Raw genomic sequence first — 16,320 nt, 5'->3', positions numbered from 1 at the left:
GTGAATACTTGTACCACTTCGTAGTTTTGACTACCTGAAAAAGGTCCGCCATCTGACATTTTTCTGTTGTTGCAACTTTGCAACGTCTGACTAATCTGCATAAAAAATGGTTACCAATATTGCGGTTTAAGAGGTTATAAAAGTTGGCACGGTAATTGCAATATATAATGGCAAACAAAAGTGAGAAAGTAATTACAAATACATGGGGGGTGAAACACAAAATAATATGGTAAAAATCAATGGCAGTTAAATATAAAAAATAATTAGGAGGCTAAATTATGTTAAGAAAAAGCAAGTTGGTTATCGGCCTAGTGGCACTATTAATGCTGGTATCAGTGGTGATGGTGGGCTGTGGTTCTGGAGAAAAAGAAACAGCTGGCGGCGCTGGAGATAAACCCATTAAAATTCGTTTAGCTCACCCGATGGCCCCGGGTAACAACGTGACTTTAGCTTATGAAAAGTTTAAAGAGCTGGTTGAAGAAAAGTCTGAAGGTAAAATTGAAGTTGAGCTCTATGGTAACACTGTTTTAGGTAGTGACCGGGTAACTATGGAATCGGTACAAAAGGGTTCCTTAGAGTTGGCATCCAGTTCATCACCAAATATGGCTAACTTTGCAACAGAATACATGGTATTTGACTTACCTTATATCACTTCACCAGATCACCAACAAAATTTATATAAAGCACTGGATGAAGGGGAACTGGGCCAGTACTTTGAAGAGGTAGCAGCTAAAATTGGTCTCAAACCAATTATGTACACCGAGTATGGTTATCGTAACTTTGTTACTGCAGATAAAGAGATTAAATCTGCTGCTGATTTGGCTGGTCTAAAGGTTCGTACCACCGATTCACCGGTGGAAGTGGCGGTGGCTAAGGCGCTGAACATGAACCCCACACCGGTGGCCTGGGGTGAAACCTATACCGCCTTACAGCAAGGCACCATTGATGCAGAAGGTAACACCTTTGGTTTGCTTTACGATGCTAAACACCATGAGGCCTTGAAGTATGCAGTGGATTCCGAGCACAACTACAGCATGCACATTTTAATGGCAAACAAAAAGTATTTTGACAGCCTGTCCCCAGAGGTGCAAAACATCCTTTTAGAAGCGGGAAAAGAGGCAGTTCAGTATGAGCGAGAATTATCTGTTGAATTGGAAGAGCAGGCGAAACAAAGCTTTATTGACGCTGGCATTCAAGTTCATGAATTAACTGATGAAGAGCGCAATGAATTTAAAGAATTAACCAAACCAGTATGGGATCAATTTAAAGATCAAGTTCCCCAGGAACTTATCGACATGGTACTGGCAACACAGCAGTAATACAATTGGGGGGCGTTATGCCTCCCAATTAGATACAAATTTGCTTAAAAGGGGGCGATTTTATTGTCAACCAGTGAAGAAGCAGTCAAATCGTCAATGCCCACTGATAAGACCAAGCCTAAGAGCTGGCTAAAGTTGATCGACGATAACTTAGAAAAACCCATTCTGTTTATCGGGATGTTGTCAATTATTTTAATTATTACCTTCCAAACCTTTTACCGTTATGTTGCCACTGAACTGTTAGGCACCACCGGTGGGGCGGTATGGACCGAGGAGTTGGCCAGATACATTTTTATCTGGATCTCTTACTTGGCCATTCCCCTAGCCATTAAAGACAGAAGCAACATTCGGGTGGACATCGTCTATGACAGATTGTCAGCGCGCTGGCAAAAGATCAGCTGGATTGTGGTGGATGTTTGCTTCCTTACCTTAGCCGGTGCAATATTTTTTATGGGCATTGATCACTTGCAAATGATGGTTGAGTTTCCACAAACCACCGCAGCGTTACAAATACCATATTATATTCCCTATTTAATCTTGCCAGTTGGCTTTGGCTTGATGGCCATTCGGATTATTCAAGATTTTGTCATTCAAGCTAAAGCAATTGGGCCAAAGGATACCGGTATAGGGCTAGCCATTTGTGCAGTCATCGGTGCACCGCTCTTTATCGGACTGGAATTACCTGCCTTAGCCTGGCTTTTTGGTTACTTAGTACTTTTTCTGGTGATTGGGGTACCGGTGGCCATTTCTCTGGGACTATCAGCGCTCGCCACCATCATTGGTGCCGGCACACTGCCCATTGAATATGTGGCTCAACTTTCCTTTACCTCCATCGATAGTTTCCCCATTATGGCCATCCCGTTCTTTATTGCTGCCGGTGTGTTCATGGGTGTTGGCGGATTATCGGAAAGGCTGCTAAACTTAGCGGATGAAATGTTGGGTTCGCTATACGGCGGCATGGCGTTGGCCACCGTAGCGACCTGTATGTTCTTTGGCATGATCAGTGGCTCTGGTCCAGCAACGGTGGCGGCCATTGGCGCCATCACCATCCCGGCGATGGTTAAACGTGGTTACGATAAATATTTCGCAGCGGCATTGGTGGCTGCGGGCGGTGCCATCGGGGTAATGATTCCGCCCAGTAACCCCTTTGTGGTTTATGGGGTGTCGGCCCAGGTTTCTGTTGGCGATTTGTTTATGGCTGGTATTATACCCGGTGTGTTAGTGGGTTTAGTGCTGATGTTGGTCAGTTATGTCATCGCTCGGAAGAAGGGCTGGAAAGGGGAAGCGCGGCAAAGAAGTCTAAAAACCTTTGGTAAAGCCTTTTGGGATGCTAAATGGGCTTTAATGGTGCCGGTAATCATTCTGGGCGGCATTTACGGCGGTTACATGACTCCAACGGAAGCGGCGGCGGTTTCTGCCTTCTATGGCTTAATTGTAGGTGTCTTTGTTTACAAAGAAATTAACCTGAAAAATATTGTTCCCTGCTTTGTGGAAGCCTGTAGCACCTCGGCGGTGGTAATTGTGTTAATGGCCATGGCCACCATTTTCGGTAACATTATGACCATTGAGCAAGTGCCCAACAAAATTGCAGCCTTCCTGCTGGGGGTAACAGAAAGCAAGATTGCCATTCTAATGATGATCAATATTATGTTGCTGATTGTGGGTACATTTATGGAAGCGTTGGCGGCCATTGTAATTTTGACCCCCATTCTGTTACCGGTGGTGACCCAAGTGGGGGTAGATCCAGTGCACTTTGGTGTGATGATGGTGGTGAACTTAGCCATTGGTTTTATCACGCCACCAGTTGGTGTCAACCTGTTTGTGGCCAGTGGTGTGGCAAATTTAAAAATAGTCAATTTGGCCAAAACGGCGTTGCCATTTTTAGGTGCAATGTTGGTGGTTTTACTTCTGGTCACCTATATACCGGAAATTTCATTATATTTAACAACCCTTGCCAAGTAGTTGATTATTAAAAACTAACAACAATATAAATCAAGGAGGAGAATAACATGACTGAATGTTGCAGAGTATTATCACCTCAAGAACAAAGAATTCAAGAAGAACTCCAGGGTAAACAAGATTTTGCCGGTAGAGAAAGGGTTTATAACATTCTACACAGCTTTCAAAATCTGCGCCCGGTAATTGATATTGAACGGGCCAAATACTTTACTGAATCCTTTAAGCAAACCGAAGGCCAACCATTAATCCTCAGATGGGCCAAGGCATTAAAGCACATCGCAGCCAATATCACTGTATATATTGACGACCATCAATTGTTGGTTGGTAGATCTGGCTGCCCAGGTAGGTACGGCATTCTTTATCCCGAACTGGATGGCGATTTTCTGGATGTAGCCTTAGAAATGCTACCCCAACGGGTGGAGTCACCCTTTAACATCAGCCAAGCTGACGCCGATGTGGTGGTGAAAGAAATTGCTCCTTATTGGAAGGGCAAAACATTCCACGAAGATTTAGCCCAATCGTTGCCAGAGGAAACCTTAAAACTGACCTATGACCCAGCCGACCCGTTAAAATCGAGATATATTGTTAACGAAACTGCTTCTTTCCGGTCCTCTATTCAGTGGGTACATGATTATGAAAAGGTGTTAAAGAGAGGTTTTAAAGGCATCAAAGAAGAAGCCATGGCTAAATTAGCTGTTTTAGACCCTCTAAGCCCTGTCGATAACGTAGAGAAACGTACTTTCTTAGAAGCCATCATCACCGTTTGTGATGCCATTGTTCTTTGGGCCAATAGACACGCCCAACTGGCCCGGGAGTTGGCTGCCAAAGAAACTGATGGCCAAAGAAAGGCCGAACTGGAGCAGATTGCGGAAATTTGCACTTGGGTGCCAGAAAACCCAGCCCGCAATTTCCACGAAGCCATGCAGTCCCAATGGTTTACCCAAATGTTCTCCAGAATTGAACAAAAAACCGGTACTGTGGTTTCCAACGGTAGAATGGACCAATATCTCTACCCTTACTTTAAAAAGGACCTGGAAGAAGGCCGCATTACCGAAGAAAAGGCCACAGAACTGCTGGAATGCATGTGGGTAGCCATGGCGCAATTCATTGACCTGTATGTATCTCCTGCCGGTGGTGCCATTAATGAGGGTTACGCCCACTGGGAGGCAGTGACCATCGGTGGCCAAACCCCCGATGGAAGGGATGCAACTAACGAATTGACTTATCTGTTCCTAAAATCTAAACAAGAATTCCCGCTGAACTATCCTGATTTGGCCGCCAGAATGCATGCCCGGGCACCGGAAAGATATCTGTACGAAGTGGCAGAAACCATTAAGGAAGGTTCCGGCTTTCCCAAACTAATCAATGATGAAGAGGTAATACCATTGTTATTGGCCAAGGGAGCCAGCTTTGAAGAGGCCAATGACTACGCGGTTTCCGGTTGTGCTGAATGCAGAATGCCTAACCGCGATACCTTCACCAGTGGTGGTGCTTACATTAACTATGCCGCCGCAGTGGAAATGGCGCTGTACAATGGTACCATGAAAATATATGGCGATGAAGTAATTGGACTGCAAACCGGTGACCCCAGAGAATTTACCACTTGGGAAGAATTTTGGAATGCTTACTTGGCCCAACAGACCAACTTCTTGAAGCATGCCTTTATTCAACAATACATCATCAACAATTTACGGGCCAAACACTTTGCGGTACCGATGAGTTCATCACTGCATGATTTATGCATGGAAAACATGGTGGATCTGCATACCCCACATATTGATGGCGGTATTGACTTAGGTTACTTTGAGTGTATTGGTTACGCCACCGTGGTGGATTCACTGGCAGCCATTAAAAAATTAGTGTTTGAAGATAAAAAGCTCACCATGGCTGAACTAATTGATGCCATCAGTTGTAACTTTGAAGGCAAAGAGGCCATTAGGCAAATGCTGATTAACGCCCCTAAATACGGCAACAATGACCCTTACACAGATACCATTGCCAAGGCCATTGACCGTGAATCTGTTAAATTTACTAAGAAGTATTCACAGGAATTGGGGGTACACCTTGACTTTAGATTGGTGCCCTTTACCTCCAACGTACCCTTTGGTAAAGTTGTGAGCGCCACCCCCAATGGTAGAAAGGCTTGGACACCACTTTCTGATGGTTCCTCAGCATCCCAAGGCGCTGACTTAAATGGCCCCACTGCGGTACTGTTATCTAACTTCAACTCTAAAAACTATGATTACAGAAACCGGGCGGCTAGATTATTAAATATTAAGTTAAGCCCTTCCTGTGTGGCTGGGGAAGAAGGTACCGAAAAATTAGTTTCCTTTATGAAAACGTGGATTGACCTGAAACTATGGCACTTGCAGTTCAACGTAATTAACAAAGAGACCTTGCTGGCGGCCCAAAAAGATCCAGATAAGTACCGCAACTTAATTGTCCGGGTTGCCGGTTACAGTGCTTATTTCACCGATCTATCACCAGATCTGCAAAATGATATTATTGCGAGAACTGAGCATAGCGCTATCTAATGGCAAACCGCCTGTGGGTTCTGCTTCACCGCAGAACCTACAGTCACTTATCTTTTAGGAGGCAATTGATATGGGGGAAGTGAAAATTTTTGACAAGAAGAAACAAGGGTATGTATTTAATATCCAAAACTATTCGGTTCACGACGGCCCAGGCATCAGAACGATTGTATTCTTAAAGGGCTGTCCTTTGAGATGCAAATGGTGCAGCAACCCGGAATCCCAAAGTCGTCAGCCCGAGTTGGCTTATAACAGCAACAAATGTATTGGCATCAATGAATGTATGTGGTGTGTAGAGGTTTGTGCCAACGGCGCCATTACTATAGAAGCCAGTGCAGATGATATTAATAGAATTAAAGTAGATAGAAATTTATGTAACAACTGTTTAAAATGTGCCGATGTTTGCCCGGCCAAAGCACTGGATGTATTTGGTGTTTTACGTAGTGTTAACGAAGTGATGGATATTGTAGAAAAGGATAATATTTTTTATTCCCGGTCAGGTGGTGGCATTACTTTAAGTGGTGGCGAACCTCTGATGCAAGCAGACTTTGCAGCGGCCCTCCTAAAAGAAGCTAAGCGGAGAAGGATTAACACTAACATTGAAACCTGCGGTCATGCCGACTGGGAAAGCATGGAGAAGGTTTGCAATTACCTGGATAATATCTACATGGATATCAAGTGTATCGATCCCGTTAAACATCAAGAGTTTACCGGTGTGAGCAATGAGAAGGTATTGGCCAACTTTAAAAAACTGACCAATTGTTTCCCCAATATTGCCGTTACGGTGCGGACCCCAGTGATCCCTGGGTTTAATGACAGCGAGGAAGATATACTGGCCATCATTAACTTTATTAAAGGAATCCCCAATGTTAAGTACGAATTATTAAAGTACCATCGCTTAGGGGAAGCTAAGTATGGTTATATCGGTCGGGAATATCTAATGGAAACAAAGTCAGTGACAGATCAACAGATGGCCACCTTTAATGAATTAGTTAAGCGATATTTTAAGTAAACCAACTAGGAGGGACACCATTGCAAACCATTAAAGTGTTATTCCATGTATCGGACCAAGAGGTTTGGCCCAAAGCGGTAACCAATATTGAAAATTACCTCAACGATGTGGATAAAGAAACAATAGAGATAGAAGTGGTGGCCAATGCTGCGGCAGTGGTAACCTATTTTAATGCCGATAAAAAGGAGTTGCTGGACAGAATGGCGAGCTTGTCAGCCGCCGGGGTAAAGTTTACTGCCTGCAGAAACGCCCTGAAAGCGAATAAATTAGCAGAGGCAGACCTGCCGTCCTTTGTACAGCCAATACCTGCTGGCATTACTGAAATTGTGATTAGACAAACTGAGGGTTTCGTTTATATTAAGCCTTAGTAATCAAAAATAGGGGGCATCAAAATGAAAATCATTGACTTTAGATTTAGACCGAACACCGATGAAACTATGCACGGAATAGCAACCAGCAACATGTTTAAAGGCCTTTGTGCAGCCATAGATTTTTCTAAAATGAAGGCTCAAAGGCTGGATGAAATTGTGGCCGATATGAATAAACATGGTGTTGAGCTGGCGGTGATAACCGGTAGAGATAGCGAAACCACCTACCGCTCGCCATCAAACAACGCCAGTGTCATTGAATTCTCCAGCAAATATCCAGATAAATTTGTGGGTTTTGTGGGCTTAGACCCCCACAAAGGAATGGCTGCCATTGAGGAACTAAAGCGGGCGGTGGCTGATCATGGCATCAAAGGGGCCGCCATTGACCCCTATTTGGCACAAATTTATGCCAATGATGCCAAGTACTATCCCATTTATGCTAAATGCTGTGAACTAAATATTCCCATTGTCATTACCACCGGTCCAGCAACCTTGGTGCCCAATGCGGTGATTGACCATGTGGCACCCAGGTATATTGACTTCGTGGCCCGGGACTTTCCGGAGCTAAAAATTGTTATTAGTCACGGCGGTTACCCTTGGGTAAATGAGGCTATTTTTGTGGCCCAAAGGAATCAGCATGTGTACTTAGATATCTCGGAATATGAACGGTTTCCCCAAGCCGAGGCCTATGTACAAGCGGCCAATACAGTTATTCCTGACAAGTTGTTATATGCCAGTGCCCATCCCTTTGTGGATTTTAAAGAGGCCCTCAAAACCTATGCCGAACTGCCTTTTACCGACGATGTACGGCAAAATGTGATGTATAACAACGCCGCTCGGGTATTGGGCCTAACCAAGTAACTGCAAAAAACAAAATATTTTTACACAGCGGCACCCTTTTTGCACAGGGTGCCTTTGTCATGTTATCAACAACCTGTGCATAAATAAAACAGAAACCCTGTAACTGCGCACTTTACGGCGGTGAAAAGTTGTTAATAATGTTAACATAATTGTGGATAAGTACTTAATCAATGTTTAATTTAGTAACATTATTTGCAGGATAAAGTATAAAAATCTTGTATAATGTAAAATATAGGTTTTTGCAAATATTTCAGCTGATGGATTAGGTGAATTTATATGTTTGATAACTGCAGCTTTTATGATGGGAATAACTTTTGTGGTTGGGATGAGTTTTTAGATAGCCTTATTACCGATGATACACGGGGAATTATTTTATTAGTTGGCGAAGAAACGTCCTTCTTTAACTATCATCATATACAACCGATACTAAAAAAGCATGCCATTCCCATTTGCGGTGCGATATTTCCGGGGTTAATTTATCAAAATGCCATGGTGAAAAGCGGGGTGTTGGGGATTAGCTTTAACCAACCAATGGAGATTAAAACGGTAGAAAATTTAAGTTCCTTTGACGGATGCATATTTAATACTGCCGATCAACACACCCCCCAGACCTGCTTGGTTTTAGTGGATGGTTTGGCGCCGGGGGTGGGTGGTTTTTTAGAAAAGTTGTTTGCTTGCAGTACCCAAAATATAAAATTTATTGGCGGTGGAGCAGCTAGCTTTAAGGGTGGGCCGGTACTATTTACCCCAAATGACTGCTGGTCCGGTGGCGGTATTTTGATTGGCATCAGCTCACCGGTGGGTATTGGAGTGCAGCACGGTTGGAATGTTTTGCATGGGCCTTTAGTGGTTAATGCCAGTGATGCATGCTATATCAATGAAATTAATTGGCAACCGGCACTGATTACCTATCAACAAGTGCTAAAGAAAAAAACAAAAGAAAATATTACACCGGAGAATTTCCTTAGCATTGCTAAGAAGTATCCCTTGGGTATGGTAAAAACTGATAACTCCTTGGTGGTTAGGGACATCATCAGCCTTCACGGCCAACAAGCATTAAGGTTAGTTGGCGAAATACCCCAGAATTCTGTGCTGACAATTTTACAAGGGGAGGCTCAGCAATTGATTGTCTCCGCTGGCCGAGCGGCAACAGATGCCTACGTTGACTATTATACAGATTACGGCAGCAAAGCCATCAAAGGAATGATAGTTATAGACTGCATTTCCAGAGCACTATTTCTAGAAGATAAGATTTTGGATGAACTGGCGATGATTAATGATGCTAACCAGGGTGATTTGCCGGTTATTGGTTTCTTTAGTCTAGGGGAAATTGCTGCTATTGGGGACCGATACCTGGAGTTTTACAATAAAACCACGGTAATTGGAGTTGGCTAAAGATGATTGACAATTACATTTTGCAACTGACAAATAAACTCTCTTTATCCTATGAGTTAGCATTGTCAATCGGTCAGAGTTTGCACCTGGAAGAAATGCTGCAAGAATTCATCGACACCTTAGCCCGTAAAACCTCTGCCTTGCGGGGGATAGTTTGGACCACCCAACAGGATATGGTTAGTTTCGGAGCCGGTGCGGGCTATGGCGTTCGGGATATAGATCAGGAACAAACAGCGGCCGCTATCAAGTTGTTTTTACCGGATTTAATAAATAAAGGAGTAATGGTAATTAATCAAGACGACTATTCTTTTTCATCTTGCTGCTATCCCCAGACCGGCAGAGAAAAGGAAGTATTACTGATTTTAATTAATAATTCGTTAGTAATTCACCTAATTTATGGTCGAACAAAGGTGACCGAAGAAGGTATAGCAGATATTATCAGAACATTGAAGACTAAAATACATAATGCGGTGTCTGCTTGTCTTAATTATAAAAAGCTATTGGCATATGAACGTAAAGAAAAGAATCGGTTAGAAAGTGAACTGGTACAATCCGAAGAGAGATACCGGCTGTTAACGGAAAGTGCGCTGGCGGGAGTGTTTTTAATTCAAAATAAGGTTTTACGCTATGCCAATCCCAAATTTGCCGAGATTTTTGGTTACCAACCGGATGAATTACTTGGTAACTTTAAATTTGACAGCTTAGCCAGCGCTGATGATAAAGCACGGATTTCCCAATGGCAAGAGAACGTCATTAACGCCCGATCCGCTGATAACAATCAACTGGTTTTCAGCGCCCGAAAAAAAGATGGGGACATGGTTGTTTGTGAATGTATGGGGGCCAAAACACTGTATAATGATGAATCTGCCATTGTTGGTACGCTGATAGATATCACCGACCGCATGCGCCTGGAATCTGAACTAAAATATTTAGCCACCCATGACAGTTTGACCCGATTATATAACCGCACTTATTTAGAAGAATTGCTTGCCAATTATAAAGGGAACAATGATGTTTTTCCCATTACCATCATTATGTGTGATTTAGACCACTTTAAAAATATAAACGATTCCTACGGACACCTGAAGGGGGATGTTGTTTTAAAGGAGGTAGCACAGCTACTAAAAACCAGTCTGCGTAAAGACGATATTTTGGCCAGATATGGCGGAGATGAATTTATTGTACTGTTGCCCAACACCAGCAATCTATTGGCTAGCCAAATAGTGCAAAGGATTGAAAATGCCATCGCAAATTGTAACCAATTGGAAAACAAATTGCCGATCTCGATGTCTTTAGGTTTTGCCACTGCCAATGATTGCAGTCAGTTAGAGGAAGCTATTAATAAAGCAGACAGCAATATGTATGTCAGTAAGGCAGCCAAATGCTAATGGTAACGGCCACCGCAACGCCTTGTTTAATTCACGTTCACTTTTTGCTTAAATCACTGTATAATAGATTTAGTTTTTTAGGAAGGGTGGATTGATGATGCAAAGACGTAGTCCCTTATTATTGGTATTATTTTTAACGGCGGTCATAGCACTAACTCTGGTTGGTTGTGGTGATACAGCTAAGGACAACGTTACTGATCAACAGCAACTGCAACCGTTAAAGATTGGTGTACTGCCAGTTGTGGATAGCTTACCTTTTTATATTGCTGAAGCAGAGGGTATGTTTAAGGATCAAGGGTTAACGGTGGAGCTTATACCCTTTCCCTCACCCCAAGAAATTTCCGCTGCCCTACAAGCGGGGCAGATTGACGGTATGATTACCGATATGATAGTGGCTGGGATGTTAAAAAAGGGTGGTACCGACTTAAAGGTAGCCACTGTGGCTTTGGGAGCCACCCCAGAGGAAGGACGCTTTGCTATATTAGCTGCACCGGAATCTGGTATTAAGTCAGTGGCAGATCTAAAGGGCAAAGAAGTGGCCATTTCACAAAATAGCGTCATTGAGTTTGTGTTAGACCAAATATTAATGGATGCTGGTTTAGCCCCCACCGATGTTAAAAAGTTATCGGTGCCCAAAATTCCGGTGCGCATGCAAATCTTGCAAAACAACCAAGTGGCGGCAGCGGTATTGCCAGACCCCATGGCCTTTTTAGCTGAACAGCAAGGGGCAACGCTGGTGGCTGACGACACCGCCAGAAGCATCAGTCAGTCGGTGTTGGTTTTCCGGCAACAGGTGCTGAATGATAATGGCCAGGGGGCCAAGGGTGTGGTTGAGGCCTACGGAGATGCCGGACAAGCTCTAACCAACAACCCAGAGCGCTATCAAGATTTGGTGGCAGAGAAGGCCAATATCCCCAAAGAGATTAAAGACACCTTTAAGGTAACCTCCTTTTCAAAACCCCAATCTCCGGCCGAATCCGATGTGCAGCAGGTGCTGGATTGGATGGTAAGTAAAAACTTGCTGGATCAACCCTTTAGTTACCAAGAGTTTATAGATACCGAAATATTGAGGTAGTGTCTGCGAATGGATTAGTGGGTAAGTTTAAAGTATGATTGATGGGTGAAACATGGTATTATAAGACAGGGGAACACTCCCTGTCTTATTTGACTTTTAGAGGAACGATAACGAATAATGCGGCCACCTGCGTTTATTATACCTATGATCAAGGAGGATACCCAGTGGCGGAGAATTTAATGGTGGAGGTAACTGGGCTTTCGGTCAGTTACTGGCAACAGAAAAAAGAAATACCGGCTCTAAAGGAAGTCTCCTTTGCCATTCCTGCTGCCAGCACCTGTGCTTTGTTGGGTCCTTCGGGGTGTGGTAAGTCAACGTTACTTTATGTGCTGGCGGGCTTACATGATGACTATCAAGGCACGGTGGCGGTGCACGGAGACCCCACCTTGATTTTGCAAGATTATGGCCTGTTGCCTTGGAAGACGGTGTTTGACAATGTGCAACTGGGGCTGGAGATTAGGGGTGTCAGCGGTGAGGAGCGGGCTGACAAAGTTGAACAGGTGCTCAGTGAAATGGGTCTATGGGAGATGCGGCATCGTTACCCCTCCCAGCTTAGCGGTGGTCAACGGCAGCGGGTGGGCATTGCCCGGTCATTGGCGTTGGAACCCAATCTTTTATTAATGGACGAGCCCTTCTCAGCACTGGATGCCATTACCCGGGAAAAAATGCAGCGACAGATGTTGGATATTTGGCAAAGCAGAGGTATTACCATTATATTAGTCACCCACAGCATTGAAGAGGCAGTGTTTTTGGGCCAGAAAATCATTGTGCTCACCGGTCAACCGGGGCAGGTGTTAGACATTGTGGATAACCCCCAGGTGGGGAAACCGGGCTACCGCAAAACTACCCAGTTCCACCAACTAACCTCAACCCTGCGGGAAAAGTTAATTCCATAAGGCCATAGGAGAGTGAATCATGGAGCAGCGTAACAATAAATTTTTAACCATCACCCTTTCGGTGGCCGGGTTACTGCTGGCATGGGATCTCTTAGCCCGGTTGTTGAGTAACACCGCTTTGCCCGGCCCGGCTCCTTCCTTGGCAGCGTTCTTTCAAGCGATGTCTAGCGATTTGTGGCAACATTTTTTAATTAGCAGCTATCGGGTGGTGGTGAGCCTGGTTTTATCACTGCTGTTGGCGCTACCCATTGGCATGCTGTTGGGACGTGAAACTGCATTGGACCGTTATCTGGCACCGGTGATCTACCTGGTTTATCCAGTGCCTAAGGTGGCATTTTTACCAGTATTGATGGCGCTATTGGGCATTGGCGATCTCTCAAAAATTACCCTCATTACACTGGTGGTATTCTTTCAAATATTGGTTCCCATCAGAGATGCCGCCCGGGGCATTAATATGGCGATGATTAATTCCATCAAATCTCTGGGGGCCAGTAAATGGGATATATACAAGCATGTGATCTGGCCGGCAGTGCTGCCGGAGATGCTTACTTCGCTGAGAGTGGCCTCCGGTACCGCCATCGCCATTTTGTTTGTGGCCGAAACCATCGCCAGCCAAGAAGGACTGGGTTACTATTTGTTGGACGCTTGGTCCCGCTATGATTTTCTAGAAATGTTTGCCGGGGTCATTGCCATGGGACTAATGGGTTTCATCATCTACATGTTTTTAGATTACCTAGAACACAAAGCCTGCAAATGGAAGTACCTATAGAAACAAAATAGACCAGGCAAGACAGGGGGACAGGTCCCCTGTCTTATTTGTAGAAACAAAAGAAGACAAGGGACCTGTCCCCCTGTCTTCTTTTAATGGGCGGCATTTTGTCCGGCTACGAATCCCGATGACCAGGCCCATTGCAGATTAAAGCCGCCGCATTGCCCGTCAATATCGATGATTTCGCCGGCAAAATATAGGCCGGGCACCAGTTTTGATTCCATGGTGGCGGGGTTGATTTCTTTGGTGGAAACTCCACCGGCGGTTACTTGGGCGCTGGGCCAACTCTTGGTGCCCCGCACTTTAAAGCGCCAATCGGTTAGGATGTTCACAATCCTTTGTTGCTGCTTATGAGAAAGGTTGCCCACCGGAATCTTAAGATCGGTAAACCCTGCTTCCTTCAGCAACACCGGGATCAATCTTTTGTTAATTAGGCCCACCAGGCTGAAATCCAGCGCCTTTTTGGGATTGTTTTTAAACCGGGTGGCCAGCAGTTGGCTCAGTTCCTCCTTAGACATGACGTCGATGATGCTGATTTTTAGCGTGGCATCTTTATTCTGACGCAAAAGTTCCGCTGCTTTTCTGCTGATTTGAAAAATCGGTGGACCGGAGACGCCATAATTGCCGAACAGAATGTCTCCCCGGTCTTTGGCCAGCGCCTTGTTGTCAGATAAAATTTCAGCGGTGCCGACAAATTTGACCCCATCAATTTGTTTAAAAAAATTCCCTTCCAACTTTAACTGCACCAGTCCAGGAAAAATGTCGGTAATGGTGTGTCCCAGTTGGCTGGCCAATTCATATCCATTGCCATCTGAACCGGTGGCAGGTGCTGCCTTACCGCCGGTGGCAATGATCACCTTATCCCCTCGAACGGTGGAATTATCCTCCAATTCAATAATAAATTTGCCCTTCGCCTTAGTAATTTTTTTGACCAAGGCATTGCAGGTAATGTTTACACCAAGTTCATTTAGTTCGTACAGCATTACATCTAAAAAACTGGAAGCCTGATTGGACATGGGAAAAACTTTACCCAGCTCCTCCACTTTGTGGGCAATGCCCAGCCCGGCAAAAAAGTCAATGGTATCTTGATAACTAAAACTTGACAATGCGTTATAGGCAAATTTGGGGTTGTTGCCGTGGTAATAAGTGATATCGGTGTTGATGTTGGTGAAATTACAACGACCGTTTCCAGTGGCCAATATTTTTTTGCCAATGCGCGGGTTTCGTTCCAGTATGGTAACTTCAGCACCCTGTCTTTTGGCTACAATGGCCGCCAACATGCCGGCGGCTCCTCCGCCAACGATAATTACTTTATTTGCTACTGCCATATCTGTTTCACCTCGGTACTATATTACCATACGGGGTTGATCATCTCCAGTGTCTCACTACTCTTCCACAAAGCGCCCTTGCTCGGGCATTGCCATTTCGGCAAAATGTTGGGTCAGCATTGATAAATGTTGAGTCAATTCCTGCCCTTGCATTGGTTGCCCGTGGCTGGGGATGACCAAAGACGGCCCGAGATCTCGCAATTTATTTACCGAAGCTTCGGCGGCTTGCCAATCGGTGGTTAGGTAAGCCGGTGGACCGCTAATCTGTTCGCTTTGGGTGACCACTGATAGTAAGGATTCTTGCTTGACGGTGGTGAAGGCATCTGCCGCCAACAGTACTCGATCTTGATGTCGGAACAGGCAGATATGTCCCGGGGTATGACCAGGGGTATGTAGCCAACGCCAACCAGCAATGCCGGGTACACTGCCGTCATCCGGTAAGGCCACTGCCCGGTGTCCTAAGTTAATACTGGTGTGAGGGAAGGTGGGCGACATTTGTGCCACCATGCCACCACCCACGGTGGGGTCCGGCATGGGGTAATCTTTTTTACCAGTAATATAAGGTAATTCTAATGGATGAGCATAAACCGGCACATCCCAGTGGTTAGCCAACGTAATTACCGAGCCCACATGGTCGAAATGGCCGTGGGTGAGAATTATAGCCTGGGGCCGGCTGCCCTGACCGAAGCGCTGGTCCACAGATTGCAAAATAAAATCTGCCGAGTTTTCTAGCCCGGTATCCACCAACACCCAGTTTTTATCCTGGGGATGACCCAGCAGACAGGCGGTAACAATGGTAAAGTCTAACACAAATATGTCCGGCTTAACTTGCTGAGCCGAGGTTGCTGAGACTGATAACCCTTCCACTAATTTATTTCCCATTACATAACCCCCAATTATTTATTAACGATAGTATGACCAAATTTAAAAACATAAATGACCCAGTGAATTAATTCACTGGGCCTAAATTTTCTTTAGTCCTTATTGGGAGCCACCTTTTCATCTTTTAGTAAGTATTGATGGAAGAAATATTCAAAGGCCGCCACAGCCAAGGTAAATAATATTAGTGCGGTAAAGGTAGTTTCAAAAACCGGGATCAGCATGTCTAAAATATAGGCAGTAAGCGCTGCCATCACACCGTCACCCACCGAAGCTACAGCGTTGCCAAATTTAGGTAACACCATCAAGTCGCCCAGCAGATAGTTTATGGCTGTGCCTAAAGCACTTAATAAAAGTACATGGGATAGTGGGTTGTCCAACATTACGCCAAAAATTATCCAAGCGGCCAAGAAGGTCATAATAAATTTTACAATCAGGGCCATTGTGGTTCTACTCATTTTTTCACCACCCTTCAATTAAATTTAACTTTAATATGCTCGTAAAAATTGCCGTTATGCATTACAGACAAATGCTTTAATG

General features: G+C 44.6%; 14 protein-coding genes. 11 read left to right on the top strand and 3 right to left on the bottom strand.

The features are described 5' to 3' along the window. Positions 1-278 precede the first annotated feature (278 nt). From V6C27_09810 to V6C27_09760, 11 genes are all read left to right on the top strand, one after another. Positions 279-1,319: a TRAP transporter substrate-binding protein gene (locus tag V6C27_09810; protein MEG6616709.1), complete on the top strand. Its 1,041-nt coding sequence runs from the start codon at positions 279-281 to the stop codon at positions 1,317-1,319. Positions 1,320-1,382: 63 nt separating this feature from the next. Next, positions 1,383-3,281: a TRAP transporter large permease subunit gene (locus tag V6C27_09805; GenBank protein ID MEG6616708.1), complete on the top strand. Its 1,899-nt coding sequence runs from the start codon at positions 1,383-1,385 to the stop codon at positions 3,279-3,281. A gap of 47 nt (positions 3,282-3,328) precedes the next feature. Then, positions 3,329-5,812 carry a glycyl radical protein gene (locus tag V6C27_09800; GenBank protein MEG6616707.1) on the top strand — a complete coding sequence of 828 codons (2,484 nt, stop codon included), beginning with the start codon at positions 3,329-3,331 and terminating at the stop codon, positions 5,810-5,812. Between the two features lie 70 nt (positions 5,813-5,882). After that, positions 5,883-6,821, top strand: a complete 939-nt coding sequence (locus V6C27_09795; GenBank protein ID MEG6616706.1) for a glycyl-radical enzyme activating protein — start codon at positions 5,883-5,885, stop codon at positions 6,819-6,821. A gap of 20 nt (positions 6,822-6,841) precedes the next feature. Further along, positions 6,842-7,189, top strand: coding sequence for a DsrE family protein (locus tag V6C27_09790; GenBank protein ID MEG6616705.1), 348 nt, complete (start codon positions 6,842-6,844; stop codon positions 7,187-7,189). Positions 7,190-7,213: 24 nt separating this feature from the next. Next, on the top strand, positions 7,214-8,050 hold the full coding sequence (locus V6C27_09785) for an amidohydrolase family protein (GenBank protein ID MEG6616704.1): 837 nt from the start codon (positions 7,214-7,216) through the stop codon (positions 8,048-8,050). A gap of 276 nt (positions 8,051-8,326) precedes the next feature. Beyond that, positions 8,327-9,445: an FIST C-terminal domain-containing protein gene (locus V6C27_09780; protein ID MEG6616703.1), complete on the top strand. Its 1,119-nt coding sequence runs from the start codon at positions 8,327-8,329 to the stop codon at positions 9,443-9,445. A gap of 2 nt (positions 9,446-9,447) precedes the next feature. Continuing rightward, the gene (locus tag V6C27_09775; protein ID MEG6616702.1) at positions 9,448-10,833 is read left to right on the top strand and encodes a sensor domain-containing diguanylate cyclase; all 1,386 of its coding nucleotides are present in this window, start codon (positions 9,448-9,450) and stop codon (positions 10,831-10,833) included. 97 nt (positions 10,834-10,930) lie between these two features. After that, positions 10,931-11,908, top strand: coding sequence for a MetQ/NlpA family ABC transporter substrate-binding protein (locus tag V6C27_09770; protein ID MEG6616701.1), 978 nt, complete (start codon positions 10,931-10,933; stop codon positions 11,906-11,908). A gap of 164 nt (positions 11,909-12,072) precedes the next feature. Then, positions 12,073-12,804, top strand: coding sequence for an ABC transporter ATP-binding protein (locus tag V6C27_09765; protein ID MEG6616700.1), 732 nt, complete (start codon positions 12,073-12,075; stop codon positions 12,802-12,804). A 19-nt stretch (positions 12,805-12,823) separates the two neighbouring features. Beyond that, positions 12,824-13,573 carry an ABC transporter permease gene (locus tag V6C27_09760; GenBank protein MEG6616699.1) on the top strand — a complete coding sequence of 250 codons (750 nt, stop codon included), beginning with the start codon at positions 12,824-12,826 and terminating at the stop codon, positions 13,571-13,573. 92 nt (positions 13,574-13,665) lie between these two features. Here V6C27_09760 and V6C27_09755 read toward each other — a convergent pair whose 3' ends face one another. The 3 genes from V6C27_09755 to V6C27_09745 all read right to left on the bottom strand — a co-directional run bounded on the left by V6C27_09755 (position 13,666) and on the right by V6C27_09745 (position 16,238). Continuing rightward, complete coding sequence (locus V6C27_09755) at positions 13,666-14,901, bottom strand: NAD(P)/FAD-dependent oxidoreductase (GenBank protein MEG6616698.1); 1,236 nt, start codon at positions 14,899-14,901, stop codon at positions 13,666-13,668. A gap of 57 nt (positions 14,902-14,958) precedes the next feature. Beyond that, positions 14,959-15,783: an MBL fold metallo-hydrolase gene (locus tag V6C27_09750; GenBank protein MEG6616697.1), complete on the bottom strand. Its 825-nt coding sequence runs from the start codon at positions 15,781-15,783 to the stop codon at positions 14,959-14,961. Between the two features lie 92 nt (positions 15,784-15,875). Further along, positions 15,876-16,238: a DUF2512 family protein gene (locus tag V6C27_09745; GenBank protein MEG6616696.1), complete on the bottom strand. Its 363-nt coding sequence runs from the start codon at positions 16,236-16,238 to the stop codon at positions 15,876-15,878. Positions 16,239-16,320 lie beyond the last annotated feature (82 nt).

Source organism: Peptococcaceae bacterium 1198_IL3148 (assembly GCA_036763105.1).
GTDB lineage: Bacteria > Bacillota > Desulfotomaculia > Desulfotomaculales > Desulfohalotomaculaceae > JBAIYS01.
This window is presented reverse-complemented; position numbering and strand designations above follow the sequence as displayed.